Genomic DNA, 18,727 nt, shown 5'->3' with positions numbered 1-18,727 from the left:
CATCCCATGACGAGGACAAGCAGGGCCGGGCTCGCAGCACCGGCGGGTGTGGGCATCATGTTCGCCAGCAACGGGGCGCTGTTCGCGGCGCTCCTGCCCTGGTATCCGGTGCTCACGCAGCGGCTGGGGTTGAGCGCAGCGGAGTTCGGGATCGTGGTCGCGTCGTTCGCGGTCGGCGCGATCGCGTCTTCCGCGCTGCCTGCCCCGCTGATCGCGCGGTTCGGTGCGACGCCGGTGGTCATCGCGGGGACGGCGCTGGTCGGGCTGGCGGTCGCGGGAGCCGCGTGGGCGACGTCGGGGTGGATGCTCGCCGCCGCGATCTTCCTGATCGGGTTCTTCGACGCGATCGTCGACGTCGCGCAGAACCTCGCCGGCATCAGCGTGCAGGAGCTCGCGGGCCGCTCGATCCTCTCCTCGATGCACGCCCTGTGGAGCCTGGGCGGTGTCGCCAGCGGCGCGATCGCCACCGTCGCTGCCGCGAGCGGAATGGACGTGCGGCTCTTCCTCGCGGCGGCCGCCGTCGCGGGCGTCGTCCTGGTGATCATCGGTGATCGGCTCGTGGGCCACGCGGCCGATGCTCCCGCCGCGGACTCCGCCGGGAGCGCGCGCAGCGGGGGAGCGCGGAAGGTCGTGTTCCTGGCGGCTCTGCCGCTGATCGCGATCGCGATCGGCGGGACGATGCTCGAGGACGTCGCGAACAACTGGGCGGCGATGTCGGCAGTGCAGATCGGGGGGATGCCGGTCGCCCTCGCCGGGCTCGCGTTCACCGTCACGATCGGCAGTCAGTGCATCGGCCGCTTCTCCGGCGACCTCCTCATCGGCCGCTTCGGCCGCGCCGCGGTCGCCCGCGTGGGCGGTTTCCTCATCGCCACCGGCGCGCTGCTCGTCGTCACCACCCACGAGCAGGTCGTCACGCTGCTTCTGGGCCTCGCCCTCGCCGGCTACGGATCCGCGACCCTCGTGCCCAGCGCGATGACCGCCGCCGCCACGCTGCCCGGCGTCAGCGCCGGAGCGGGAGTCACCCTCGTCAGCTGGCTGATGCGTCTCGGCTTCCTCGTCACCAGCCCCGTCATCGGCGCCCTCACCGACGCGACGAGTCTGCGCTGGGGACTGTGCGTGCTCGTCGTCGTCGGCGTCACCGTCTCCCTCCTCGCCCGGAACCTCGCCGCCGCCCCGGCGCCCGTCCGCTCGCCGCGCCCCTTGGAGGACCACCGTGACCGCTGACACCTCCCGCCACTCGCTGACCGCCTGGCGCAACGCGGTCATGGTCGTGTTCGCCCTGGGAGGCGTGACCGTCTCCACCTGGGGACCCCGGCTGCCCAGCATCCGCGACTCCCTCGGCATCGGCGACGCCGTGATCGGCGTCGCCCTCGCCGGGGTCACCGTCGGCTCGATCACCGGCCTCAGCGTCTCCGCGCTGCTGCTCGCCCGCTTCGGACCCGTCCGCGCGATCCTCGGCGCGCTCCTCGTCGTCGCCGCCGGCATCGCCGTCGTCGGCCTCGGCGCCGGCGTCGCCCAGTCCCTGCCCGCCACGATCGCCGGGTTCATCGCGGTCGGCGCGGGCGTCGGCGCGCTCGACGTGATGATCAACGTCCAGGGTGCCGCCGTGGAAGCGGCGATCAGGAAGACCCTGATGCCACTGCTGCACGCAGCCTGGTCCGCGGGCGCCATCCTCGGCTCCGTCATCGGCGCCGCCGCCTCCGCCCTCGGGGTGCGCTTCGAGTGGCAGTTCTGCGCGGAAGCGGTGCTCATCGCCGCCGCCGGCCTCCTCTCCGTCCGCTACCTCCCCAGGGACACCGCGGTCAGCGCGGAGGACATCGAGGCGCACGCTCCCGGCTGGCGCCAGCGCCTGCGCACGCTCGCCGACTGGCGGCTGCTGCTCATCGGCGTCGTCATGCTCGGCGCCGAGCTCGGAGAGGGCACCGCGAACAGCTGGCTCTCCCTGTCCGCCCGCGACGGCCACGGCCGGACCGAGACCGTCGCCGCGCTCTTCTTCACCCTCTTCGCCGTCGGGGAGACCATCGCCCGCGTCGTCGGCGGACCGGTCGTCGACCGGATCGGCCGCGTCCGGACGATCCGGATCACCACCGCCGTCGGAGTGCTCGGCCTGGTCCTGTTCATCCTCGGCGGACCCACCTGGCTGATCCTGATCGGCACCGTCCTGTGGGCGGTCGGCGTGTCGATGGGGTTCCCCCTCGGCATGTCCGCGGCCGCCGACAGCGGCTCGAACCCCGCCTTGCGGGTCAGCGTCGTCGCCTCCGTCGGCTACCTCGCCAACCTCGCCGGCCCGCCGATCATCGGCGGTCTCTCCGAGACCTTCGGACTGCTCAACGCCTTCTGGCTCGTCGTCGCCCTCCTCGCCGCAGCGTTCCTCGCGGCCGGCGCTTACGCACCCCGCCGCACCACCGCCCCGACCGACTGACCACCCGAAAGGCAGACCGCCGTGCCCCGACCGCTCCGCCCGACCACCGACGACGCCCGACGACTCGGCGCACACCTCCGCCGCGCCCGCATCGAACGCGGCATCCGCCAAGAAGACCTCGCCCGCTGCGCCGACGTCGGCACCGCCACCCTCCGCCGCATCGAGAGCGGCGGCCAGGACAACCCCAGCCTCTTCGTCGTCGTCCGACTCCTCGACCAGCTCGACCTCCCTACGGCCACCCTCGACACGATCCTCCGCCCCGGCAGCAGGACCGATCACGAGACGCCGCAGAGCGCTGACGGTCCCTAGTCGCGGACGAGGACGAGAGCCCCGCCGCCGCCGAAGGCGAGGACGCTCACGAGGAGGCCGACCGTCGCAGGGAAGTCGTCGTGGTGAGTCGTCTGCGGGCCGACGTCATCGCCAACGGCGTCGTAGGTGCAGGTCACCCCCAGGGGTAGGAGCGTCGGATCGCCGGTGATGCGGAAGGACTCGGACAGACCGCCCGCCTCGGGGAACGGCCCCCGCGAGCACTGCACGCTCATCGGATCCATCCCGTCGAAGGTCCATCCGAGGGCGATCGAGGCGAGACCGAGCGGGACCGACAGGAGCACGAGCGCCCAGCCGGGCAGTCGTCTCCTCAGTGGCCGCATGCCCACAGGCTACGGGCGGCGGGCGTCCCGTCGAGGGATCGTTCAGCGCCGCACTCCCGGCGACGCCGGCCGGGGTGCCGTCGTATCGGTCGACCGGCCTGGCCGAGCGCTCGGACATCACTCACCCGGAGTGAAGACCATCTCTCCCCAGGAGTTGCGGAAGGTCAGGTCTGCTCCTGATCGAGTGACGGTGAGCGGGTCGCTGAGAATGCTTCCGACCCACTTGTCGAGTGTGTCGCCGGGCGGTTCGCACCCCACGAGCGAGGTCGAGATGTAGCCGATGGTCACGACACTGTCGGAGAGGTCGAACGGGCCGCCCATCGTGTTGCAGGGGGCGTCGATGGACAGGCGGTCGCCGGCCTCGTCGTGGATCCACATCGTGAGGGAGTCGCTCGGGTCGGTGAACTCGTACTCGGAGGTGCTCGTGAGGGAGATGCTGCGGTACGTGCCGAGGTCCAGCTCCTGCACGGGGGTCGCGGTGGGGAGCGGCTCGTTCTCCTCGGCGGTGCAGGAGGTCACGCCGACGGCGATCGCGGGGGCGAGCAGCAGCACGGCGAGGCGGCGACGAAGTGACATGCGGGCTCCCTGTGGCGGGGCGGCGCTCACCCTCCCGGACCGAGTGAAGCAGGTCGAGAGGCCGGGAGCGGCAGTGCGAAGGCCGAGCGCGCCGTCCAGGAAATCGTGACCTAATTCAGCTCGGGCTTCTTCGGCGCGCGCACTCACGAGCGCGGTTTTCTGCCGCCGATGGGCCGAGGTGCCACTCAGTCGTCCTGCCCGTCCGGCCCCTCACTGGTGTCACGTTCCCTGAGTCGCTGAGCGTGCTCTCGAAGAATCCGGTCGACTTCCTTCGGGGAAGATCCCGAAACTTCCTGACCATCGAGGACCACCCGCTTGCCGTCGTTTCGGTGAGCGATGGTCTTGACAAGAGAGGTCAGGGCAACCGATAGGGCGGTTACCAGTGTTGCCGCTCCGCCACCTGGGCCGAGGACCTTGATCGCCTCGATGAACACGTCCGGGACGTCTGAGTGGGCTAGAACCGGTTCGTGCTCGAGCCCGGCTTCGTTGAGAACCGACGATAACTCCTCTTCATACCTAGACGGGTAGTGGAACTCCAAGGTGCTGTCCCCGAAGAACCCAAGTTTCACGGAGAGCTGCACTGCGGAGGAATCGTCGTTCATGTTGAGAGTCTCCCACCCACGTCGGCCGTTGGTCAGGCGTAGGTGTAGGACAGACGATCGTTGAAGTGAAAGCGGATCTCGTCCGGTGCGTCGAAGTCGACGTCGCCCGAGACGACGACGAAGTCTGCATCGCCATCTTTGGTGAAAACATCCGGCATCTCCGCCCGGTGGGGTACAGCCGCGCTGAGGAATTGCAGGAAGTCACTCTTTGCCGCTGCCGACGCCAGACCTAGGTCGACCTTCCGACCGGTGACCTTTTCTCGGAGCCGCGCGCTTACCTGGCCGCGCTCGTTCTCGTATTCCTCGATGTAGCACCTCGTGCTGCTCACTTCGCTCCCCTTCGTGTCGTCTCACCCGCTGGGGGCGCTGGTCCACCGATCACGTTACCTAGCGCAGGGGATGGTCCTCGGGCCGCGCGGAAGCGGTACCCGGTTTGGGGGTTCCATGACTGAGGGCCTCGGCCCCACCGTGCGCCAAGATGAGCGCGTGAAGAAGGCTGATCCCAACGCCGTGGTCGACGCGTTTCGAGCCCGAGTGGCCGAATCCCTAGCCGACTGGGAAGCGATCGACCAAGCGGTCAAGCTGCACTCCGCACCCGCCGACACTCTGCGGCTCCGCAGACGCGCGGCAAGTGATTCCTTCCTGGCCCTTGTCATTTCGTGGGAGTCGTTCTTCTCCTCGTGGATCGTCGCCGCGGTGAACCGAGCCCCGGAGCAGGCAGCAGACACGCTCGCGGCTCAGCTGACAGTGCACGCAACCACCAAGCTGAACATCCCTGCCGCCGTTGTCTCAAAGTCGCTTCTCGCAACCTCGCATCTAAGCCTCGATGCAGTACGAACGATCTTGGACAGCAAGGGGTACAACACCACCGTCAGGGACCACAAGGAGCTCGGGGAGCTGAGCAATGCATGGCTAACCGGCCCCTACAAGGTGGCCGCAGACTCCCTTACGCAACACGGATTCTCCCCGGCGTTGGTCGGACGGCTCGTGCGTAACGCCTTGGCCCACGAGTCCGAGGCGGCCCTGAAAGAAGTGAACAAGCGTGCTCGAGGTGGTTTCGTGAAAAAGGCGTTGCGCGTCACTCGTATTCGCGACCTAGACCTTCGCTCCTGGCGCGGGTATCTGTTCCAGACTCCGGACGGGGAGTCCCATAAGCGGGTAGCTATATTCCACCAGGAGTTTTCAGACCTGGCTGCGGCGCTCAGAGTGCCTTAGATACAGGAAGCCGCATCGCCGTTCAGCTCATCGAGCCGCGCTGCGTCAGGGCCACGCGGCCGTCGCCGTCGACGTTGACCGTCATGGGGCCGACGCCACACACGAACACCGCCGCGGGCGGCTGCGTGGGGTCATCGCCCACGAACCCCTGCACCATCGACGTGTACTGCGCGACAATCTGCTCGCGGGTTTGTGGCGCCCTTGGAACACGAGGTGGAGACGCAGGCCGCGTCTCTTTGGCCGGCCGACCAAAGAGACGCGCAATCCAAGACCGTCCACTACTGCTGCCTGAGTCGTGAACTGCCGTCGTCGTTCGTCTCTCCATGGGTGCCAGGGTAGTCGCCAGTCTGACCCGTCCCGCCAAGGGATGGGCTAGCGCGTCAGACCCAGCGTTTCTCTGCAGACCCAAGTGCTCGTTCCGAGGGCTGCGGGGACAGCAGGTCACCGAGCTCGCGCTTCGCCTTCTGATACCGACTGCGCGCCGTTGACGGCGGAACGGAGACGATCTGAGCTGCCTCGCTGAGAAAGAAGCCATCCCAGTGCACCAGTCGCACGAGCTCTACGAGCTCCGGAGCGAGCTTGTCCAGCGCTGCCCGCACGTCGAGGGCGATGTCGGAGGGTTCTGCGACCACGCCGATGGGGTCGATGGCGCCGCGGAGCTTCTCGGCGAGGAGGTCTTGGCGCCGGCGGGTCCTGCTGATGTTCAGGACGACGTTCCGCGCGACCCCGAACAGCCAGAGGCGGGCGTCCTCGTCTGGCAGGGGCATGGATGACGATCGGCGCCACGCGATCGTCATCGTCTCGGAGAGCGCATCGGGAGCATCGTCGGTGCCGACTCGGCGTTCGAGGTAGTTCAGAAGGTCACGGGCTGTCGCGTCGAGGATCGTCACCACGCGATCGGCTCGGGTGTCGCGGCGGCTCACTGGGTGGGGTCTGCCTGGGTGAGGTCTGCGCAGTCGTCTTGGCTTCCGAAGGAGAGATCTGATCCGGTAACGGGATCGACAACTCCTCGGTCTTCGAGCTCGTCCCAGACGACGTTGGTGATCGCGCCCCCCACGGCTTGGCGGTACAGCTCATCTTCGGAGTACAACTCGGTCGCGGGCACCACGGTGTCGCCGTCGTCGCCGCGGACGGTCACGTCCCGAGCGACGATCCGAGCCAGCTCGCCGTCGACGTCCGCGAGGGCGAGCACGTCGGTGGTGCGAAGCACGTCCTGCATCTCCTTGACGTCCTCCGGGTCGCCTTCCTTAGCGACGCTTCGGAGCTCGCATTCTCTTCCACTGGGCAGGGTGAAGTGGACAACGGAATCCGGATTCGCCACCCACGGCTCCCACCCCGAGAGCGTCGCTGCCGCTGCTGCACCCGTGCCGCCAAGCGTGAGAGCGACGACGGTCCCGATCACGAGCGCACGAGGCGTTGCCTGTCGCCGGCCGCGTCGCGCGTTCCACTCCGCTCCGCGAATCATTTCTCGAAGAGAGGAGTCGGAGACGGCTTCCGTCAGTGGGGTCGGCGGCGCCGATTCGTTGAGGAGCGCGTTCATCGCCCGATCGCTGCCCGCGTCGTGAGGTTCGGTGGTCATGATCTGCTCCTGTGCGCTCGAGTGGCCTTCACGCTGTACATGTCCGGCAGGACCCCGAGCTGACGACGCGACGATGGAATCAGTCGAGAACCTGCCCCGTAAGGGGATCGACAACCGGGTGGCCAGGCGCCCGGGAAGGACACGATCGTGCCCGGGCAGCGACCTGAAGAACGTGAAGGGCTGACCCGCGCAACCCTTCTTCACGCACGCAGCGAGCATCGGTGGCGCTCCACCGTCAAGCGCCATAGCCGATGCCGAACTAGCTCAACCGCTTGTCATCCAAAACGAACCGCGGAATTGTCCTGTTGACCAGGACCCAAATCTTGCGCCCCTCCTTCTCGCTGGGCTCACTGTGGCTGTTGAACCAGTCGAGAAGGAACCGGTAATCATTCTCCCCATTGTTCCTGTTGTAGCTGTTGTCGGGGAATGCGCCGTTATCCCACAAGTCAGCGAGCAGCGCGCGAGAAAAGTACTCGGTCGTGAGCGCTACGGGCCGCAGGTCGACGTACGCGGCGCGGAGGTCAAACAGCCTCCGGAGGACAGATACGCCCCGCGTCAGCTCGGGAACCTCGAAGTACTCAACGCAAACGCTTCCAATAGGAGCTAGCTCGTGGCCCGTGTCGTGGTTGCGGATCGTGTAGAGGTAGCGCAGTCCTACGTTGCCACACACGCAAATCCCGGCGCTCGACAAATCTTCCTCTAGGCCAGCCACCTCCCACTCCTCGACCGCGGACGCCCAGGTCCTAGCCCGTGACCCGGCGATCACCGCGCCCCGCAAGCTCTGGAAGTTGTGACTGGTCATCTGCCTCTCCTCTGAGGAACCTACTGCTGATGTTGATGACTCGATCACGAGGGGTATGCGCACCCGGTGCCGTCATACTGCTGACGGAAGATCACGTCTACTGCGAAGGAGCAGGCATGAGCACTATTCACGAACACCACGGTTGGCAGGCAGGCGAGACTCCTTGGGTGCGCAGCGCCCTCGTCGGGCCGGCGGCGAACAACCCGGGATACGCCCAGTGCTACTTTTGCGGGCAGATGACCGCAAAGCTCTCCGAGTCGGACGTCGAGGCGGACACCGGCCGCGTCGACGTCTACTGCAATAACACCTGGTGCGAGGCGCGCGAGACCACGGTTCTGATCCTCCGTGACGGCGCCAACGCATCCGACCGCGCTGACACCCGGATGCTTGCAGCGATCGACAACGATTCGCACAGCACGCAGCAGGAGCCGTTCAAGGTGCTTTCGCTCGGTGAACTCCTCGAAGGCGCGCCAGCCGAAGCAGAAATCCTCGCCCGCCGCACTGACGATGGGCCTGCCGACTACGCAGCCCCAGGCCGCGCGGTGGAGTGATCCTTCCCGCGTGTCTGATAGCCGGACGCTCGGTGCGGCACTTTCGGCCAGGCCGGCGACCAGGCCCGTTCGCTCCGACCTAGGGTGGGCAGATGAGGCGTCATCCTGCTGTGCTCACTCTTCTTCTGGCCGTCGTGGGCACCATGACTGCCTGCGCGCCGGGTTCAGTGGATCGCGCGCAGCTGGCTCAGTGGATCGCGCGCAGCTGGCTCAGTGGCGCTCGGATCGTCAGGCCGAGATCGACGCGGGCGGTCCCTTTCTCGCGGTGCTGTCGTCCGAGTCGACCGCTGGCCGGGAAGGCGATCGGGTGGTGGCCGCCTTCGAGCAACCGGAGCTTCCCGGCGCCATCGCCTTCGAATGCTTTGGAGACGGCACAGTCGAACTGCAGCTCGACTCGGACTCCACAACAGGCACCGTCATAACGGGCACGACCACTGTCCGGACCGTCGACTGCGGCGAAGGCCCGTTTGCCATCGACTCGGACTTTCTCGGCACCGAGCCGATCGACCTCGTTGGTGCGGCGACAACTGCTGCCGATCGCGATACGGCGTGGTTCCTCACCGTAAGTGGGGCGTAGGGCACGCCCTGACGGTCTACTGCTTGCATCAGCTTCTGCTGGGCAAGCTGGCTTGTCCCGTAAGGGGATGGTCAACCGGGCGTCCGTGACGGGTTGTGCTTACGTGATCCGCCGAACTGCAACTCGTGGAAATTCGGTTTAGCTCAGACGGCCTGTAGCTGAAGTGTTGCTCCGACGCGGAGTCGGCCGAGGCGCGTAGCACGCCCTCGACGCGGCCGTCGTGTTCGAGAGCACGGTATGCCTTGGCGGCGGTGGCTTGCGCCACCGCGTAGCCGCGGGGCGGTCTGCCGGACGATGTGAAGGCGTTCTCCGTCTCCGAGCAGTCCGGCTCGGATCGCTTCGCGGTACAGCACCGCGAACACTTCCGCGGCGCTGAGCTAGACGCAGCCTCCGTCGACATCGGAGCGCCCCGGCGGTGTCCGGCGGCGGGGGTGGGGATGGCGCTGCGGCGTGCCGCGCGTAGCGTGCACCAGGGCACAGGGGCACCTGTAGAGAGGGAAAGATCAGGCTCGATCTGCCGCGGCAGCCGCCGCCGCGACCTTCGCCCGTGCGCCCTCTCTCACCGCTTCTGGTACCTGAGCGAGGAGCTCGGACGTGCGTCTAGGCCGAAGAACCAGTTCGTCGACGAGGTCGTTGAGCGCGCCGAAAAGGATGGGCAACGCGTCTTCGTCCTGAGGGTCGAGGACGAGGACCGTCGCTGCATCCGGCTCACTGTCCACATGGAGACTCTTGTTCCCGGTGTGCCGTAATACAGTGAGGAGATCCCAGAGCGGCTGCGAGACCCGCGTGTGGAGTCGTACGATCCGATCGTCGAGGCTCGCCCTTGCTGGTGCATCTGGATCGAGTTCCTTCACGAGACGTTCCAGCGCCGCGCGGGCAAGAGCAGCGCCCGCTCGGCGGGAAATGGGGACGACATCGCGAGCTTCTCGGTAAAGGGCCGCCGCGCTCTCAGGCATGTCTGGATGGGCGTCCTCGATGTCGCTCGCGGAGCGCACTGGATACACCATGGTGTTGTCGCGCCAGACTGCCGTGCGGTCACAGTTGTCACACAGTGAACAAGCCCACCGGCTCGACCGAATCCAGTGGGAAAGCTCGACCGTCTGCTCCCAGAATGCATCTGCTTCGTCCTCCTCGCGAGGCTCGAGAGTTCGAAACGCCTTGCCGTTTCCGGTGATCAAACCCTGCCCGAGCTCGGCCCACTTTTGCGCGGACGACACGTGACAGAACGGGCACTTGAAGGCCTTGGCGGCGCGGGAGGGGAAAGGATTAGCGGTCACGTCGCGAATCATACGACCGATCCGATCAGAGCTGTTATACCGCGACGGTCCTCGCCCCCGCTGATCTGCCACCGGTCCACGAGGCGAACAGTTCTTTAGTAGGGGACAGCTAACCTGGACGGCCCAACTCGAGCGGGGATCGTCTTGGCTGCGCATCAGCCTAGCCCACAGGCATCCGCTTAGCGCTCAGAGAACGGTTGACGAAAGTACGGCATGGAGCGCTGCGCCTACTGGTCAGTCGTCCCGTATGGGGGTCGTTCACCGCGTCACCTCGACGAGCGGGATTCACCCCGTAGGTGTGGATCTCGGCGCTTCGTGGCGGTGTTTTCACGGGGCTTCGTGTCGTGATGCTTCTCCCGTCGGTGGTGATGGTCAGCGGGTGGCGCGGACGCGGTCGAGGTCCGCGCGGACGGGCGCGGGTTCCTGCTCGAGCGGCAGGTTCGCTTGGTCGAGCACTCCGTCGACGGATCTGGCGGGGTCCGTGTCGAGGGCGGCGAACAGGGGGCTGAGGTCGTCCTGCTCGGGGCCGCGCTCGTCGAAGAGCTCGAAGGTGCGGCCCTCGGCGGCGGGATCGGTGAGGGTGGCGACGAGGACGCGGGCGAGTTGGTCGCGCGCGATCGCACCGTCGGCGGGGGAGCCGCTGCGGCGGGTGTCGCCCTGCAGCATCAGGATCTTCCGCTCGTTCGCGTCGTTGTAGTCGAACCAGCCGGGCCGGACGATCGTGTATCGGTTGCCGCTGGCGCGGACGAGCCGTTCTCCGCGGCGCTTCCACTCGGAGCTGGGGTGGCGGACGGTGACGCCGATGGTCGTCATCAGCGCGATGCGCACCGGGCGCCCGTTCAACGCCTGGAGGACGTTGCGGACGGCGCCGTAGTTCACGGCCTCGGCGTGTGCGTTGTCGCCGTGGGTGAAGATCACCGCGTCGATCCCCTCGACCGCGTCGGTGAGGGTCGCCGCGTCGGTGAGGTCCCCGACGACGGTCTCCGCACGGGGATCCACGTCCTTCGCGCGGGACCGGGTGCGCACGAGCGCGCGGGTGCGGTGCCCGGCGGTGAGGGAGGCGGTGACGACGTGGCGGCCGACGCTGCCGGTGGCGCCGACGACGAGGACGGTGAGGGTGGGATCGGTCATGAGGGTGCCTTTCAGGCCAGGCCGGAGGCGGTAAGCCACCGGTCGACGTCGGTTCCGACGTCGGGGGCGCCTTGGGCGACGTCTTCGCCGCGGACGGCGAGTCCGTCGCCGAGCTGCGCACCGGGGCCGAGGTCACGGTAGAAAGAGTCGGTGGAGCCCAGGCCGCTGACGGCGTAGGTGACGAAGGGGAGCAGCGTCTTCGCGGTGAGGTTGACGCCGTCGGCGAAGGTCGCGAGGATCATCGGCGGCTGCACGTTCCAGATCGGGCTGCCCAGCAACACCGTGTCGTAGCCGGTGAGGTCGGGGAGGGGGTTCGCGATCGCGGGACGCGTGTTCGTGTCCTGCTCCTGCACGTTGCGCGCCACGGTGGGGTCGTAGCGGTCGGAGTACGCGTCGGCGGCCTCGATGCGGTAGTCGTCGCAGTCGATGCGGTCGCCGATCAGGCCGGCGAGGACCTCGGTGTTGCCGACGTCGAGGGTGCGGCGGCCGCCGTTCCAGTAGTTCTCGCCCGGGCGAGAGAAGTAGGCGAGCAAGATCCGGCTGCGGGGGGTGGGAGTCACGGAGGGTTCTGTCGAGCTCGAAGGAGTCGGCGCCGGCGCGGCGGCGTCAGGCGTGGACGGGGAGGGAAGAGGCGCCGGGGTGGTGCAGGCGGCCAGCAGCCCGGCCGCGGCGGCGCTGATCGCGCCGGCCGCGGCGCTCCGCAGGAGCTGCCTGCGGGTGGGCTGGTGGACGGGCATGCTTACGCTTCGGCGCGGCCGGTGAGCCAGCGGACCATGTCGGGGTCGACGTGGGAGAAGAACAGCGACTCGCCCGCCTCGAGCTCGGCGATCTTCCCCATCTGCTCCTCGGTGAGCTCGAAGTCGAGGACGTCGAGGTTCTGCTGCATGCGCTCGGGCTTGACGGACTTGGAGACGACCACGACGCCGCGCTGGACGAGCCAGCGGAGCACGACCTGTGCGACGGACTTGCCGTGCGCGTCACCGATCTCGGTCAGGACGGGGTTCGTGAACAGGTCGTTCTTGCCCTCGGCGAACGGCGCCCACGCCTCGAGCTGCACTCCCTCGGCGTGCAGCAGCTCCTGGTAGTCGACCTGCTGGTGGAAGGGGTTCGTCTCCATCTGGTTCACCGCGGGCACGACGTCGGTGAACGCGATGAGGTCCACGAGGCGGTCGGAGGCGAAGTTGGAGACGCCGATCGCGCGGAGCCGGCCGTCCTTGTGGGCCTGCTCGAGCGCACGCCACTCGCCGTAGTAGTCACCGAAGGGCTGGTGGATCAGGTACAGGTCGAGGTAGTCCAGGCCGAGCTTCTGCAGGGAGGTGGTGATCGCTTCGCGGGCACCCTCCTCGCCGCGGCGCTGGATCCACAGCTTCGAGGTGATGAACAGCTCCTCGCGGGGCACGCCGCTGGCGGCGATGCCGCGGCCGACAGCCTCCTCGTTGGCGTAGGAGGCGGCGGTGTCGATGAGGCGGTAGCCGGCCGTGATCGCGTCGATGACGGCCTGCTCGGTGTCCTCGGCGGGGATCTGGAACACGCCGAAGCCGAGCTGCGGCATCTCAGCGCCGGTGTTCAGGGTGACGGTGGGGATGGTGCTCACGAGCGTTCCTTCCAAGAAGCGGACCGGCTGCGGTTCCGCCGGTGAGCCCATCCAACAGCGGCCTCTTCTTACGGAACAGGCAGCGGCGTTTGGTGTACTGGCAGTGTCTGTTTCACCCGTCCGGGTCCGGCCTACGCTGACCCACATGGACACCGGAACCGAAGCGAGCGACTTCCTGCGCACCCGTCGCGACCGCCTCACCCCCGAAGCGGCCGGCCTCACCGCCTCCGCGACGGGCCGGCGCGTGAAGGGCCTGCGCCGCGAAGAAGTCGCCACCCTCGCCGGGGTCAGCGCGGAGTACTACAACCGGATGGAGCGCGGGAAGCTCGCCGGCGTCTCCGAATCCGTCCTCTACGCCGTCGCGAGGGCGTTGCAGCTCGACGACTCCGAGGAGCAGCACCTGTTCGATCTCGCCCGGGCCGCGAACGCCGAGCACGCCCTGACCCGTCCCACGCCCAAGCGCACCCCCGCGAAGTTCCGTGCCAGCAACCGGGTGCAGCGCATCCTCGACGGGATGAGCGGGCTGCCCGCCTACGCCCGGAACGGCCGCACCGACATCATCGCGATGAACCAGCTCGGCGCCGCCCTCATGCCTGGCCTGGTCCCGAACGGGAACGAGCCGGCGAACCTCGCCCGATACCTCTTCCTCGACCCGTCCTCGCAGGAGTTCTACGGCGACTGGGAGCGCGTCGCCCGCGACATGGTCTCCGCGTTCCGCATCGAAGCCGGCCGCACCCCCTTCGACCGGTCCCTCACCGACCTCATCGGTGAGCTGAGCACCCGCAGCGACCCGTTCCGCACTTGGTGGGCCTCCCACAACGTGCGCCTGCACACCAGCGCCACGAAGACCCTGCACAACCCCACTGTCGGCGAGGTCGAGGTCACCGGCGAAGCACTCACCCTCGCCAGTGAACCGGACATCACGATCATCACCTACGTCACCGAACCCGCCTCCGTGTCGGAAGAACGTCTCCGCGTCCTCGCCAGCTGGACCGCCAGCACCATCCCGACCACGGCACCCACCACGACCCAGTGACAGCGGCGGGCTCACCCCGCCCGCGTCACTGCACCCGCTCGACACCCCAGCCGCCCCGGCTGTCGTCGTCGCGCCCATCGAGAGGATTCACGCCATGAAGTACACCCGCCTCGGCAATTCCGGCCTGAAAATCAGCAGCATCGCGCTCGGCTGCATGAGCTTCGGCGACCCCGCCAGCGGCCACCTCCAGTGGTCACTCCCCAAGGACGATGCGCTGCCGTTCTTCCGGCAGGCGCTCGAGCTCGGCATCACCTTCTGGGACACCGCGAACGTGTACTCCTACGGCGACTCCGAGCGCATCGTCGGCGAGGCGCTGCGCCAGTTCACCCACCGTGACGAGATCGTCCTCGCGACCAAGGCCCACTTCGGCGACACCGCTGGCAGCGGTCCGGGGCTGCGCGTCGCCGGCCTGTCGCGGAAGGCGATCATGCAACAGATCGACGCGTCGCTGACCCGCCTGGGTACCGACTACGTCGACCTGTACCAGATCCACCGCTTCGACCCGGAGACCCCGATCGAGGAGACGATGGAAGCCCTCCACGACGTCGTCAAGGCCGGCAAGGCCCGCTACCTCGGCGCGTCCGCGATGTGGACGTGGCAGTTCGCGAACATGCAGCACGCCGCGGACCTGCACGGCTGGACACGGTTCGTCTCGATGCAGGACCAGTACTCGCTCCTCTACCGCGAGGAGGAGCGCGAGATGTTCGGCCTGCTCGCCGACCAGGGCGTCGGCAGCATCCCCTACAGCCCCCTCGCCAAGGGCCGCGTCGCCCGCCCCGCCGGCGAGCAGACCCAGCGCTCCTCCGACGACCCGGTGGGCAACAGCTTCTTCGCCGACACCGAGCGCGACCGCCCCGTCATCGACGCCGTGCAGCGCATCGCCGAGGCCCGCGGTGTGCCGATGGCGCAGATCGCGATGGCGTGGGTGCTCGGCAACCCCGTCGTCAGCGCACCGATCATCGGTGCGACGAAGCCCCGCCACCTCGACGACGCGGCCGCTGCTGTCGACATCGACCTCACCTCGGACGAGGTCACCGCACTCGAGGAGCACTACCGGGTGCGCCCCGCGGGCGGCTTCTGAGCACCTGCTCGACCACCACGATGAAGCGGCCCGACGGCGCACTGTGCCCGGGCCGCTTCGGCTGCGCGCGATGGCGGGGGCGGGGTCGGTCATGGGGTGCTCCTCGATCGGTCGTGGCAGCGGCCTCGTCGAGGCGCCCGGGGGCGGAGCCGGTCCGCGGTCCGGCCGGCGGGTGAGATTCCGGACTCAGAGAACAGCGATCGCGGACGCCCGGCAAGAGCGGATCGGATGCTTGACAGCGGGCGCTCCGACTCGACGGGGTACTCCACGAGGGCGCTTCACCACCGTTCCGAGGGCTCTCACGCTAGGAAGGGACCATGCCGTCCACTCCCGATCGCCTCCGTCCCCTCCGCCGCAGCACGCGGGTCCGCTGATGACCTCGGACTCCAGCGGTTTCGACGCGGCGGTCGTCGCGTTCTCGGCCGCCCTCGAAGGGCGGATCGATCCAGAGGTCAGGACCTTCCCCGACCTCTTCTGCGAGGACGGGACGATCGAGGTGCCGTTCGACGGCGACGGCGACAGCGCGCCGATCGTCGGCCGGCCCGCGATCGAGCGCATGGTCGCCGGTCTCGCGGGCTTCCTGCGCTTCGAGCGGGTCGACTTCACCAGCGTCCTGCCGACCGATCGACCCGATGTCCTGGTCTGCGAGTACGTCGGCGTCCTCGTCCGCGCCGACATGCCGGGAGCGCAGCGCCGACGGTACATCTCCGTTCTCACCCTCCGCGACGGAAGGATCGCGCACATCCGCGAGTACGGCGGGCCGTTCCTGCCCGCTGACCGGTGACCGGGTCCGCTGTCCACGGATGCCGGCACCTCGGATGACGGGACGGCTGTCCGGACGCTGCGCTCGCGCGCTTCTGTTGCCGCAGGAGCGACGATGAAGACGACCTCTCCGGTGAGCAGTGCAGCGACTGCCAGCCGGTGACGGCTGCGCGCTCGAGGTCCGGAACGCGAGCGCCACCACGATCGGTCTGCCGCTCTCTAGTCCGTTCCGCGTCGTTTCGAGCGGGCGCGGAGAAGCGCCGCGATGACCAGGAGAGCAGCCAGGACAGTCAGGGCCCCGGGAAGCCATGCGGGCGTGACGAGCACGCGAGCATCGACCGAGGAGACGCCGTCGTTGCCGTCCGCGACGCTGACGCGGACCTGGCACCAGCAGAGGGGAGGCGGTGCCTCCACGGTGCCTGTGAGCACGCCGCTGGAGGCGGGCCGGACGGGGTTCCCCGCAATGACGAACGGCTGCCCGCCGTCGCTGATCGTCCCGGCGACTCCGCCGTCCGTGGCGCCGGGGACCACGGTGACGTTGCCGTCGTTGATCAGGGTGGCGGTGACGGGGAACGAACCGGTCGCGAAGCTCGGCACCGTCAGGCCCTCGACCCGGGCGCTACGGGAAGGAGTGCCGGTGCCCTGTACGTAGACGGAGGTGGTGATCGCGGTCGCCATTCCCACAGAACCCTCGCTCGAGTCGACGACTTCGGCGAAGGTCACGCCGACCCGGCGCTCTTCCGCGCCGCGGTCGGCCGGCGCCTCGATGCGCACCGCTACGGGAGCCGAGGCGCCGGCGGACACCGTGACCCGCTGCTGATCGAACGAGACCCACGCGCCCGCATCGCCGGTCGCAGCGCTGATCGGTCGACCGCTGGAGTCGAGCTCGGCGGCCGACGCCTTGTAGGTCTTCTCCGCGTCGCCGACGTTCCCGATCGTGTACGCGAGCGTCACGTCCGGGGTCTCGGCAGGCACGACGCTCCGCACGGGCGAGACCGAGATCGCTCCCGCTCCGCCGCCGGTCGGCGCAGCACCGTCGCTCACATCAGGGACGACGGCCTCGCCACGGCCGAGCACGACCGCGATCAGAGCGACCGCGACGACTGCGAGAAGGACCGCGACGAGGATCCTGCGCCTCACCGTCAGTAGGTGACGGTCGCCGTCAGAGTGTCGGAGTAGCTGCCGACCGGCGAGTTCTGTCCCGCCGGGATCGTCCCGTAGACGGTCAGCGTCTGCGCGGACCCGGTGCCCACTTGCTGGACGACGCCACCCGCGGAGGAGCCCCAGACGTTCGTTCTGGCCGAGTCCGTGTACACCTGATACATGAGCATGGACGCGCCAGCCCCCGAGTTGAGACGGCGTCCGGACGGGTCCTGGGAGTTGGTGCCGTTTCCGACAGCGACGGAGTACATCGTCCCGTTCGTCGAGGTCACCGTGATCGTGGAGGTCGCGTTGACGGCGGCACCGGCGTAGTTGCCGAAATCGAGCGGAGACGCGCTCAGGGTCGCGCTGCTGGCGATCCTCGCCGAGACGGGGATGCTCGACGTGCTCGACGCCGCGTAGGACGCGCTGGGCGCGGCGACCGCGAGGACGCCTCCCGCGAGGAGGGAGAGGGCGAGAGCAGAACGGGAACGCACGGCAGAGTCCTTCGATAGAGACGGCGCGGATTCGCCGTCGTGGGCCGCGCGAGAACTCGCCGGACCGGCCGGCGTTCCCTGACGAGCACACCGCACTGGCAAAATTAGGGACCGCGCCGAGCGTGCCGCTACCCCCCGAAAAGCCCGCCTCGCCCACCGGAGGACGGAGGGGGACGGTCGAGCGGGGTGGCGGCGACGTCCTACTCTCGGAGGACTCGTGGTCGCGACAGAAGGGCATCGCCGTGCGGATTCTCATCGTCGGAGCGGGCGCGACCGGTGGTGCGTTCGGGACCCGCCTGCAGGAAGCCGGCCGCGACGTCACCTACCTGGTGCGTGCCGGCAGGGCCGAGTCGCTGCGGAGAGACGGACTCCGCTTCGTCTCGCCGTCGGAGGACCGCACCCTCGACGTGACGACACTGGTCGTGGGGGAGGAGGCGCCCGCCTTCGATCTGGTGCTCGTGACGGTCAAGGCGTCGGCGTTGCACAACGCCGTGGCCGATGTCCGTGCCTGGGTCGACGCGGAGACGCTCGTGCTGCCGATCCTCAACGGCATGGCGCACATCGACCTGCTGGAGACCGAGTTCCCCGGGCGAGTGCTCGGCGGCTCGGCCAAGATCGTCGCGACTCTCGACGGCGGCGCGGTCCGCCAGATGACCGGGCTCTCGGTGCTCACGATCGGCTCGCTGACGGACGCACCGGTGCCGGCTCACGTGGCCGAGACGCTCGACGTCCCCGGTATCGACCTGCGGGTGTCCGATGACGTGCTCTCCGCACTGTGGGAGAAGTGGGTCTTCATCGCCGCAGCGGGCGTCGTCACCTGCCTCTTCCGCAGCGCGATCGGCCCGGCTCTCGAGGCGGGCGCTCTCCCGTGGATCCTCGACGCGATCGAGGAGGCGGAGACCGTCGCCGACGCGGCAGGCCTGCCGGTGTCCGCCGCGGCGCACGAGCAGTCCCTCGCGATCCTCACCGAGGAGGGGTCCGCCTTCACGACCTCGCTCTACCGCGACCTCGTCGCAGGCCTGCCCACCGAGGCCGAGCACCTGCTCGGCGACCTCGCTCGCCGAGCGCGGGAGCTGAGCGTCCCGACGCCGCTCCTCGACCTCACCCTCGTGCAGATCCGAGCGGGAGTTCCGGCTCAGGCGCCCGCCATCGCCGCTGAAGCGTCCCGCTAGAGGATGGTCGGCCGCGGCGGGGCAGGGGTTCCACGGCGCGCATTGAGCGCCTCAGTACCCCAG

General features: G+C 68.6%; 24 protein-coding genes. 10 read left to right on the top strand and 14 right to left on the bottom strand.

Annotated features, from left to right (window positions below; genetic code table 11):
- Positions 1-6: 6 nt before the first annotated feature.
- The 3 genes from C1I64_RS07500 to C1I64_RS07490 are packed head-to-tail and all read left to right on the top strand — an operon-like array spanning position 7 to position 2,731.
- Complete coding sequence (locus C1I64_RS07500; RefSeq protein WP_208645098.1) at positions 7-1,224, top strand: MFS transporter; 1,218 nt, start codon at positions 7-9, stop codon at positions 1,222-1,224.
- Complete coding sequence (locus C1I64_RS07495; RefSeq protein WP_244209423.1) at positions 1,214-2,422, top strand: MFS transporter; 1,209 nt, start codon at positions 1,214-1,216, stop codon at positions 2,420-2,422. The genes C1I64_RS07500 and C1I64_RS07495 overlap by 11 nt, the downstream gene beginning before the upstream one ends.
- Before the next feature lie 21 nt (positions 2,423-2,443).
- On the top strand, positions 2,444-2,731 hold the full coding sequence (locus C1I64_RS07490) for a helix-turn-helix domain-containing protein (RefSeq protein WP_127886793.1): 288 nt from the start codon (positions 2,444-2,446) through the stop codon (positions 2,729-2,731).
- Here the strand turns inward: C1I64_RS07490 and C1I64_RS07485 are convergent.
- The 4 genes from C1I64_RS07485 to C1I64_RS07470 form a co-directional block, all read right to left on the bottom strand.
- Positions 2,728-3,072: a hypothetical protein gene (locus C1I64_RS07485; protein ID WP_127886792.1), complete on the bottom strand. Its 345-nt coding sequence runs from the start codon at positions 3,070-3,072 to the stop codon at positions 2,728-2,730. The genes C1I64_RS07490 and C1I64_RS07485 overlap by 4 nt on opposite strands.
- Positions 3,073-3,189: 117 nt before the next feature.
- On the bottom strand, positions 3,190-3,648 hold the full coding sequence (locus C1I64_RS07480; RefSeq protein ID WP_127886791.1) for an META domain-containing protein: 459 nt from the start codon (positions 3,646-3,648) through the stop codon (positions 3,190-3,192).
- A 185-nt stretch (positions 3,649-3,833) separates the two neighbouring features.
- Positions 3,834-4,250 carry an exosome complex component gene (locus C1I64_RS07475; RefSeq protein ID WP_127886790.1) on the bottom strand — a complete coding sequence of 139 codons (417 nt, stop codon included), beginning with the start codon at positions 4,248-4,250 and terminating at the stop codon, positions 3,834-3,836.
- A gap of 32 nt (positions 4,251-4,282) precedes the next feature.
- Entirely contained in the window at positions 4,283-4,579 is a 297-nt protein-coding gene (locus C1I64_RS07470) for a hypothetical protein (protein ID WP_127886789.1), read from the bottom strand.
- Positions 4,580-4,694: 115 nt separating this feature from the next.
- On the opposite strand from C1I64_RS07470, the gene C1I64_RS07465 reads away from it, so the two are divergent.
- Positions 4,695-5,465: a hypothetical protein gene (locus C1I64_RS07465; protein WP_127886788.1), complete on the top strand. Its 771-nt coding sequence runs from the start codon at positions 4,695-4,697 to the stop codon at positions 5,463-5,465.
- A gap of 22 nt (positions 5,466-5,487) precedes the next feature.
- On the opposite strand, the gene C1I64_RS20740 is transcribed toward C1I64_RS07465, so the two are convergent.
- The 4 genes from C1I64_RS20740 to C1I64_RS07450 all read right to left on the bottom strand — a co-directional run bounded on the left by C1I64_RS20740 (position 5,488) and on the right by C1I64_RS07450 (position 7,846).
- On the bottom strand, positions 5,488-5,622 hold the full coding sequence (locus tag C1I64_RS20740) for a hypothetical protein (RefSeq protein WP_279630159.1): 135 nt from the start codon (positions 5,620-5,622) through the stop codon (positions 5,488-5,490).
- 223 nt (positions 5,623-5,845) lie between these two features.
- Entirely contained in the window at positions 5,846-6,355 is a 510-nt protein-coding gene (locus tag C1I64_RS07460; protein ID WP_244209422.1) for an RNA polymerase sigma factor, read from the bottom strand.
- A 29-nt stretch (positions 6,356-6,384) separates the two neighbouring features.
- The gene (locus tag C1I64_RS07455; RefSeq protein ID WP_127886787.1) at positions 6,385-7,044 is read right to left on the bottom strand and encodes a hypothetical protein; all 660 of its coding nucleotides are present in this window, start codon (positions 7,042-7,044) and stop codon (positions 6,385-6,387) included.
- Between the two features lie 259 nt (positions 7,045-7,303).
- Complete coding sequence (locus C1I64_RS07450) at positions 7,304-7,846, bottom strand: hypothetical protein (RefSeq protein ID WP_127886786.1); 543 nt, start codon at positions 7,844-7,846, stop codon at positions 7,304-7,306.
- 116 nt (positions 7,847-7,962) lie between these two features.
- Here C1I64_RS07450 and C1I64_RS07445 point away from each other — a divergent pair, with 116 nt between their 5' ends.
- Both C1I64_RS07445 and C1I64_RS07440 read left to right on the top strand, forming a co-directional pair.
- Positions 7,963-8,397: a hypothetical protein gene (locus C1I64_RS07445; protein ID WP_127886785.1), complete on the top strand. Its 435-nt coding sequence runs from the start codon at positions 7,963-7,965 to the stop codon at positions 8,395-8,397.
- Between the two features lie 190 nt (positions 8,398-8,587).
- Positions 8,588-8,974 (top strand): hypothetical protein, encoded by a 387-nt coding sequence (locus tag C1I64_RS07440; RefSeq protein WP_127886784.1) that lies wholly within the window; start codon positions 8,588-8,590, stop codon positions 8,972-8,974.
- A gap of 503 nt (positions 8,975-9,477) precedes the next feature.
- Here C1I64_RS07440 and C1I64_RS07435 read toward each other — a convergent pair.
- The 4 genes from C1I64_RS07435 to C1I64_RS07420 form a co-directional block, all read right to left on the bottom strand.
- Entirely contained in the window at positions 9,478-10,251 is a 774-nt protein-coding gene (locus C1I64_RS07435) for a DUF4145 domain-containing protein (RefSeq protein ID WP_164874479.1), read from the bottom strand.
- Between the two features lie 372 nt (positions 10,252-10,623).
- Positions 10,624-11,382: an SDR family oxidoreductase gene (locus C1I64_RS07430; RefSeq protein ID WP_127886782.1), complete on the bottom strand. Its 759-nt coding sequence runs from the start codon at positions 11,380-11,382 to the stop codon at positions 10,624-10,626.
- An 11-nt stretch (positions 11,383-11,393) separates the two neighbouring features.
- Positions 11,394-11,942, bottom strand: coding sequence for a flavodoxin (locus tag C1I64_RS07425; protein ID WP_244209421.1), 549 nt, complete (start codon positions 11,940-11,942; stop codon positions 11,394-11,396).
- A 179-nt stretch (positions 11,943-12,121) separates the two neighbouring features.
- A complete protein-coding gene (locus C1I64_RS07420) occupies positions 12,122-12,976 on the bottom strand; it encodes an aldo/keto reductase (protein WP_279630158.1) in 855 nt (284 codons plus the stop codon).
- 145 nt (positions 12,977-13,121) lie between these two features.
- Between C1I64_RS07420 and C1I64_RS07415 the strand changes: the two genes are divergently transcribed.
- The 3 genes from C1I64_RS07415 (at position 13,122) to C1I64_RS07405 (ending at position 15,877) form a co-directional block, all read left to right on the top strand.
- Positions 13,122-14,012, top strand: a complete 891-nt coding sequence (locus tag C1I64_RS07415; RefSeq protein WP_127886780.1) for a helix-turn-helix domain-containing protein — start codon at positions 13,122-13,124, stop codon at positions 14,010-14,012.
- A gap of 94 nt (positions 14,013-14,106) precedes the next feature.
- A complete protein-coding gene (locus C1I64_RS07410) occupies positions 14,107-15,093 on the top strand; it encodes an aldo/keto reductase (RefSeq protein WP_127886779.1) in 987 nt (328 codons plus the stop codon).
- A gap of 373 nt (positions 15,094-15,466) precedes the next feature.
- Positions 15,467-15,877 (top strand): nuclear transport factor 2 family protein, encoded by a 411-nt coding sequence (locus C1I64_RS07405; RefSeq protein ID WP_123735699.1) that lies wholly within the window; start codon positions 15,467-15,469, stop codon positions 15,875-15,877.
- Positions 15,878-16,074: 197 nt separating this feature from the next.
- Here the strand turns inward: C1I64_RS07405 and C1I64_RS07400 are convergent, their stop codons facing one another.
- On the bottom strand, positions 16,075-16,995 hold the full coding sequence (locus tag C1I64_RS07400) for a hypothetical protein (protein ID WP_123735698.1): 921 nt from the start codon (positions 16,993-16,995) through the stop codon (positions 16,075-16,077).
- 2 nt (positions 16,996-16,997) lie between these two features.
- Positions 16,998-17,492: a Csu type fimbrial protein gene (locus tag C1I64_RS07395; RefSeq protein WP_164874478.1), complete on the bottom strand. Its 495-nt coding sequence runs from the start codon at positions 17,490-17,492 to the stop codon at positions 16,998-17,000.
- Positions 17,493-17,734: 242 nt separating this feature from the next.
- Here C1I64_RS07395 and C1I64_RS07390 point away from each other — a divergent pair, with 242 nt between their 5' ends.
- Complete coding sequence (locus C1I64_RS07390; protein ID WP_127886777.1) at positions 17,735-18,664, top strand: 2-dehydropantoate 2-reductase; 930 nt, start codon at positions 17,735-17,737, stop codon at positions 18,662-18,664.
- Positions 18,665-18,727 lie beyond the last annotated feature (63 nt).

Source organism: Rathayibacter festucae DSM 15932 (genome assembly GCF_004011135.1).
GTDB classification, from domain to species: domain Bacteria; phylum Actinomycetota; class Actinomycetes; order Actinomycetales; family Microbacteriaceae; genus Rathayibacter; species Rathayibacter festucae.
The sequence above is the reverse complement of the archived record's forward strand: the minus strand, read 5'-3'. Positions and strand labels throughout refer to the sequence as shown.

Coding starts and splice junctions, on each gene's coding strand:
- C1I64_RS07500 (WP_208645098.1), top strand. CDS start 7: ATGACGAGGACAAGCAGGGCCGGGCTCGCAGCACCGGCGGGTGTGGGC.
- C1I64_RS07485 (WP_127886792.1), bottom strand. CDS start 3,072: ATGCGGCCACTGAGGAGACGACTGCCCGGCTGGGCGCTCGTGCTCCTG.
- C1I64_RS07480 (WP_127886791.1), bottom strand. CDS start 3,648: ATGTCACTTCGTCGCCGCCTCGCCGTGCTGCTGCTCGCCCCCGCGATC.
- C1I64_RS07475 (WP_127886790.1), bottom strand. CDS start 4,250: ATGAACGACGATTCCTCCGCAGTGCAGCTCTCCGTGAAACTTGGGTTC.
- C1I64_RS07465 (WP_127886788.1), top strand. CDS start 4,695: ATGACTGAGGGCCTCGGCCCCACCGTGCGCCAAGATGAGCGCGTGAAG.
- C1I64_RS20740 (WP_279630159.1), bottom strand. CDS start 5,622: ATGGTGCAGGGGTTCGTGGGCGATGACCCCACGCAGCCGCCCGCGGCG.
- C1I64_RS07455 (WP_127886787.1), bottom strand. CDS start 7,044: ATGACCACCGAACCTCACGACGCGGGCAGCGATCGGGCGATGAACGCG.
- C1I64_RS07450 (WP_127886786.1), bottom strand. CDS start 7,846: ATGACCAGTCACAACTTCCAGAGCTTGCGGGGCGCGGTGATCGCCGGG.
- C1I64_RS07445 (WP_127886785.1), top strand. CDS start 7,963: ATGAGCACTATTCACGAACACCACGGTTGGCAGGCAGGCGAGACTCCT.
- C1I64_RS07430 (WP_127886782.1), bottom strand. CDS start 11,382: ATGACCGATCCCACCCTCACCGTCCTCGTCGTCGGCGCCACCGGCAGC.
- C1I64_RS07415 (WP_127886780.1), top strand. CDS start 13,122: ATGGACACCGGAACCGAAGCGAGCGACTTCCTGCGCACCCGTCGCGAC.
- C1I64_RS07410 (WP_127886779.1), top strand. CDS start 14,107: ATGAAGTACACCCGCCTCGGCAATTCCGGCCTGAAAATCAGCAGCATC.
- C1I64_RS07405 (WP_123735699.1), top strand. CDS start 15,467: ATGACCTCGGACTCCAGCGGTTTCGACGCGGCGGTCGTCGCGTTCTCG.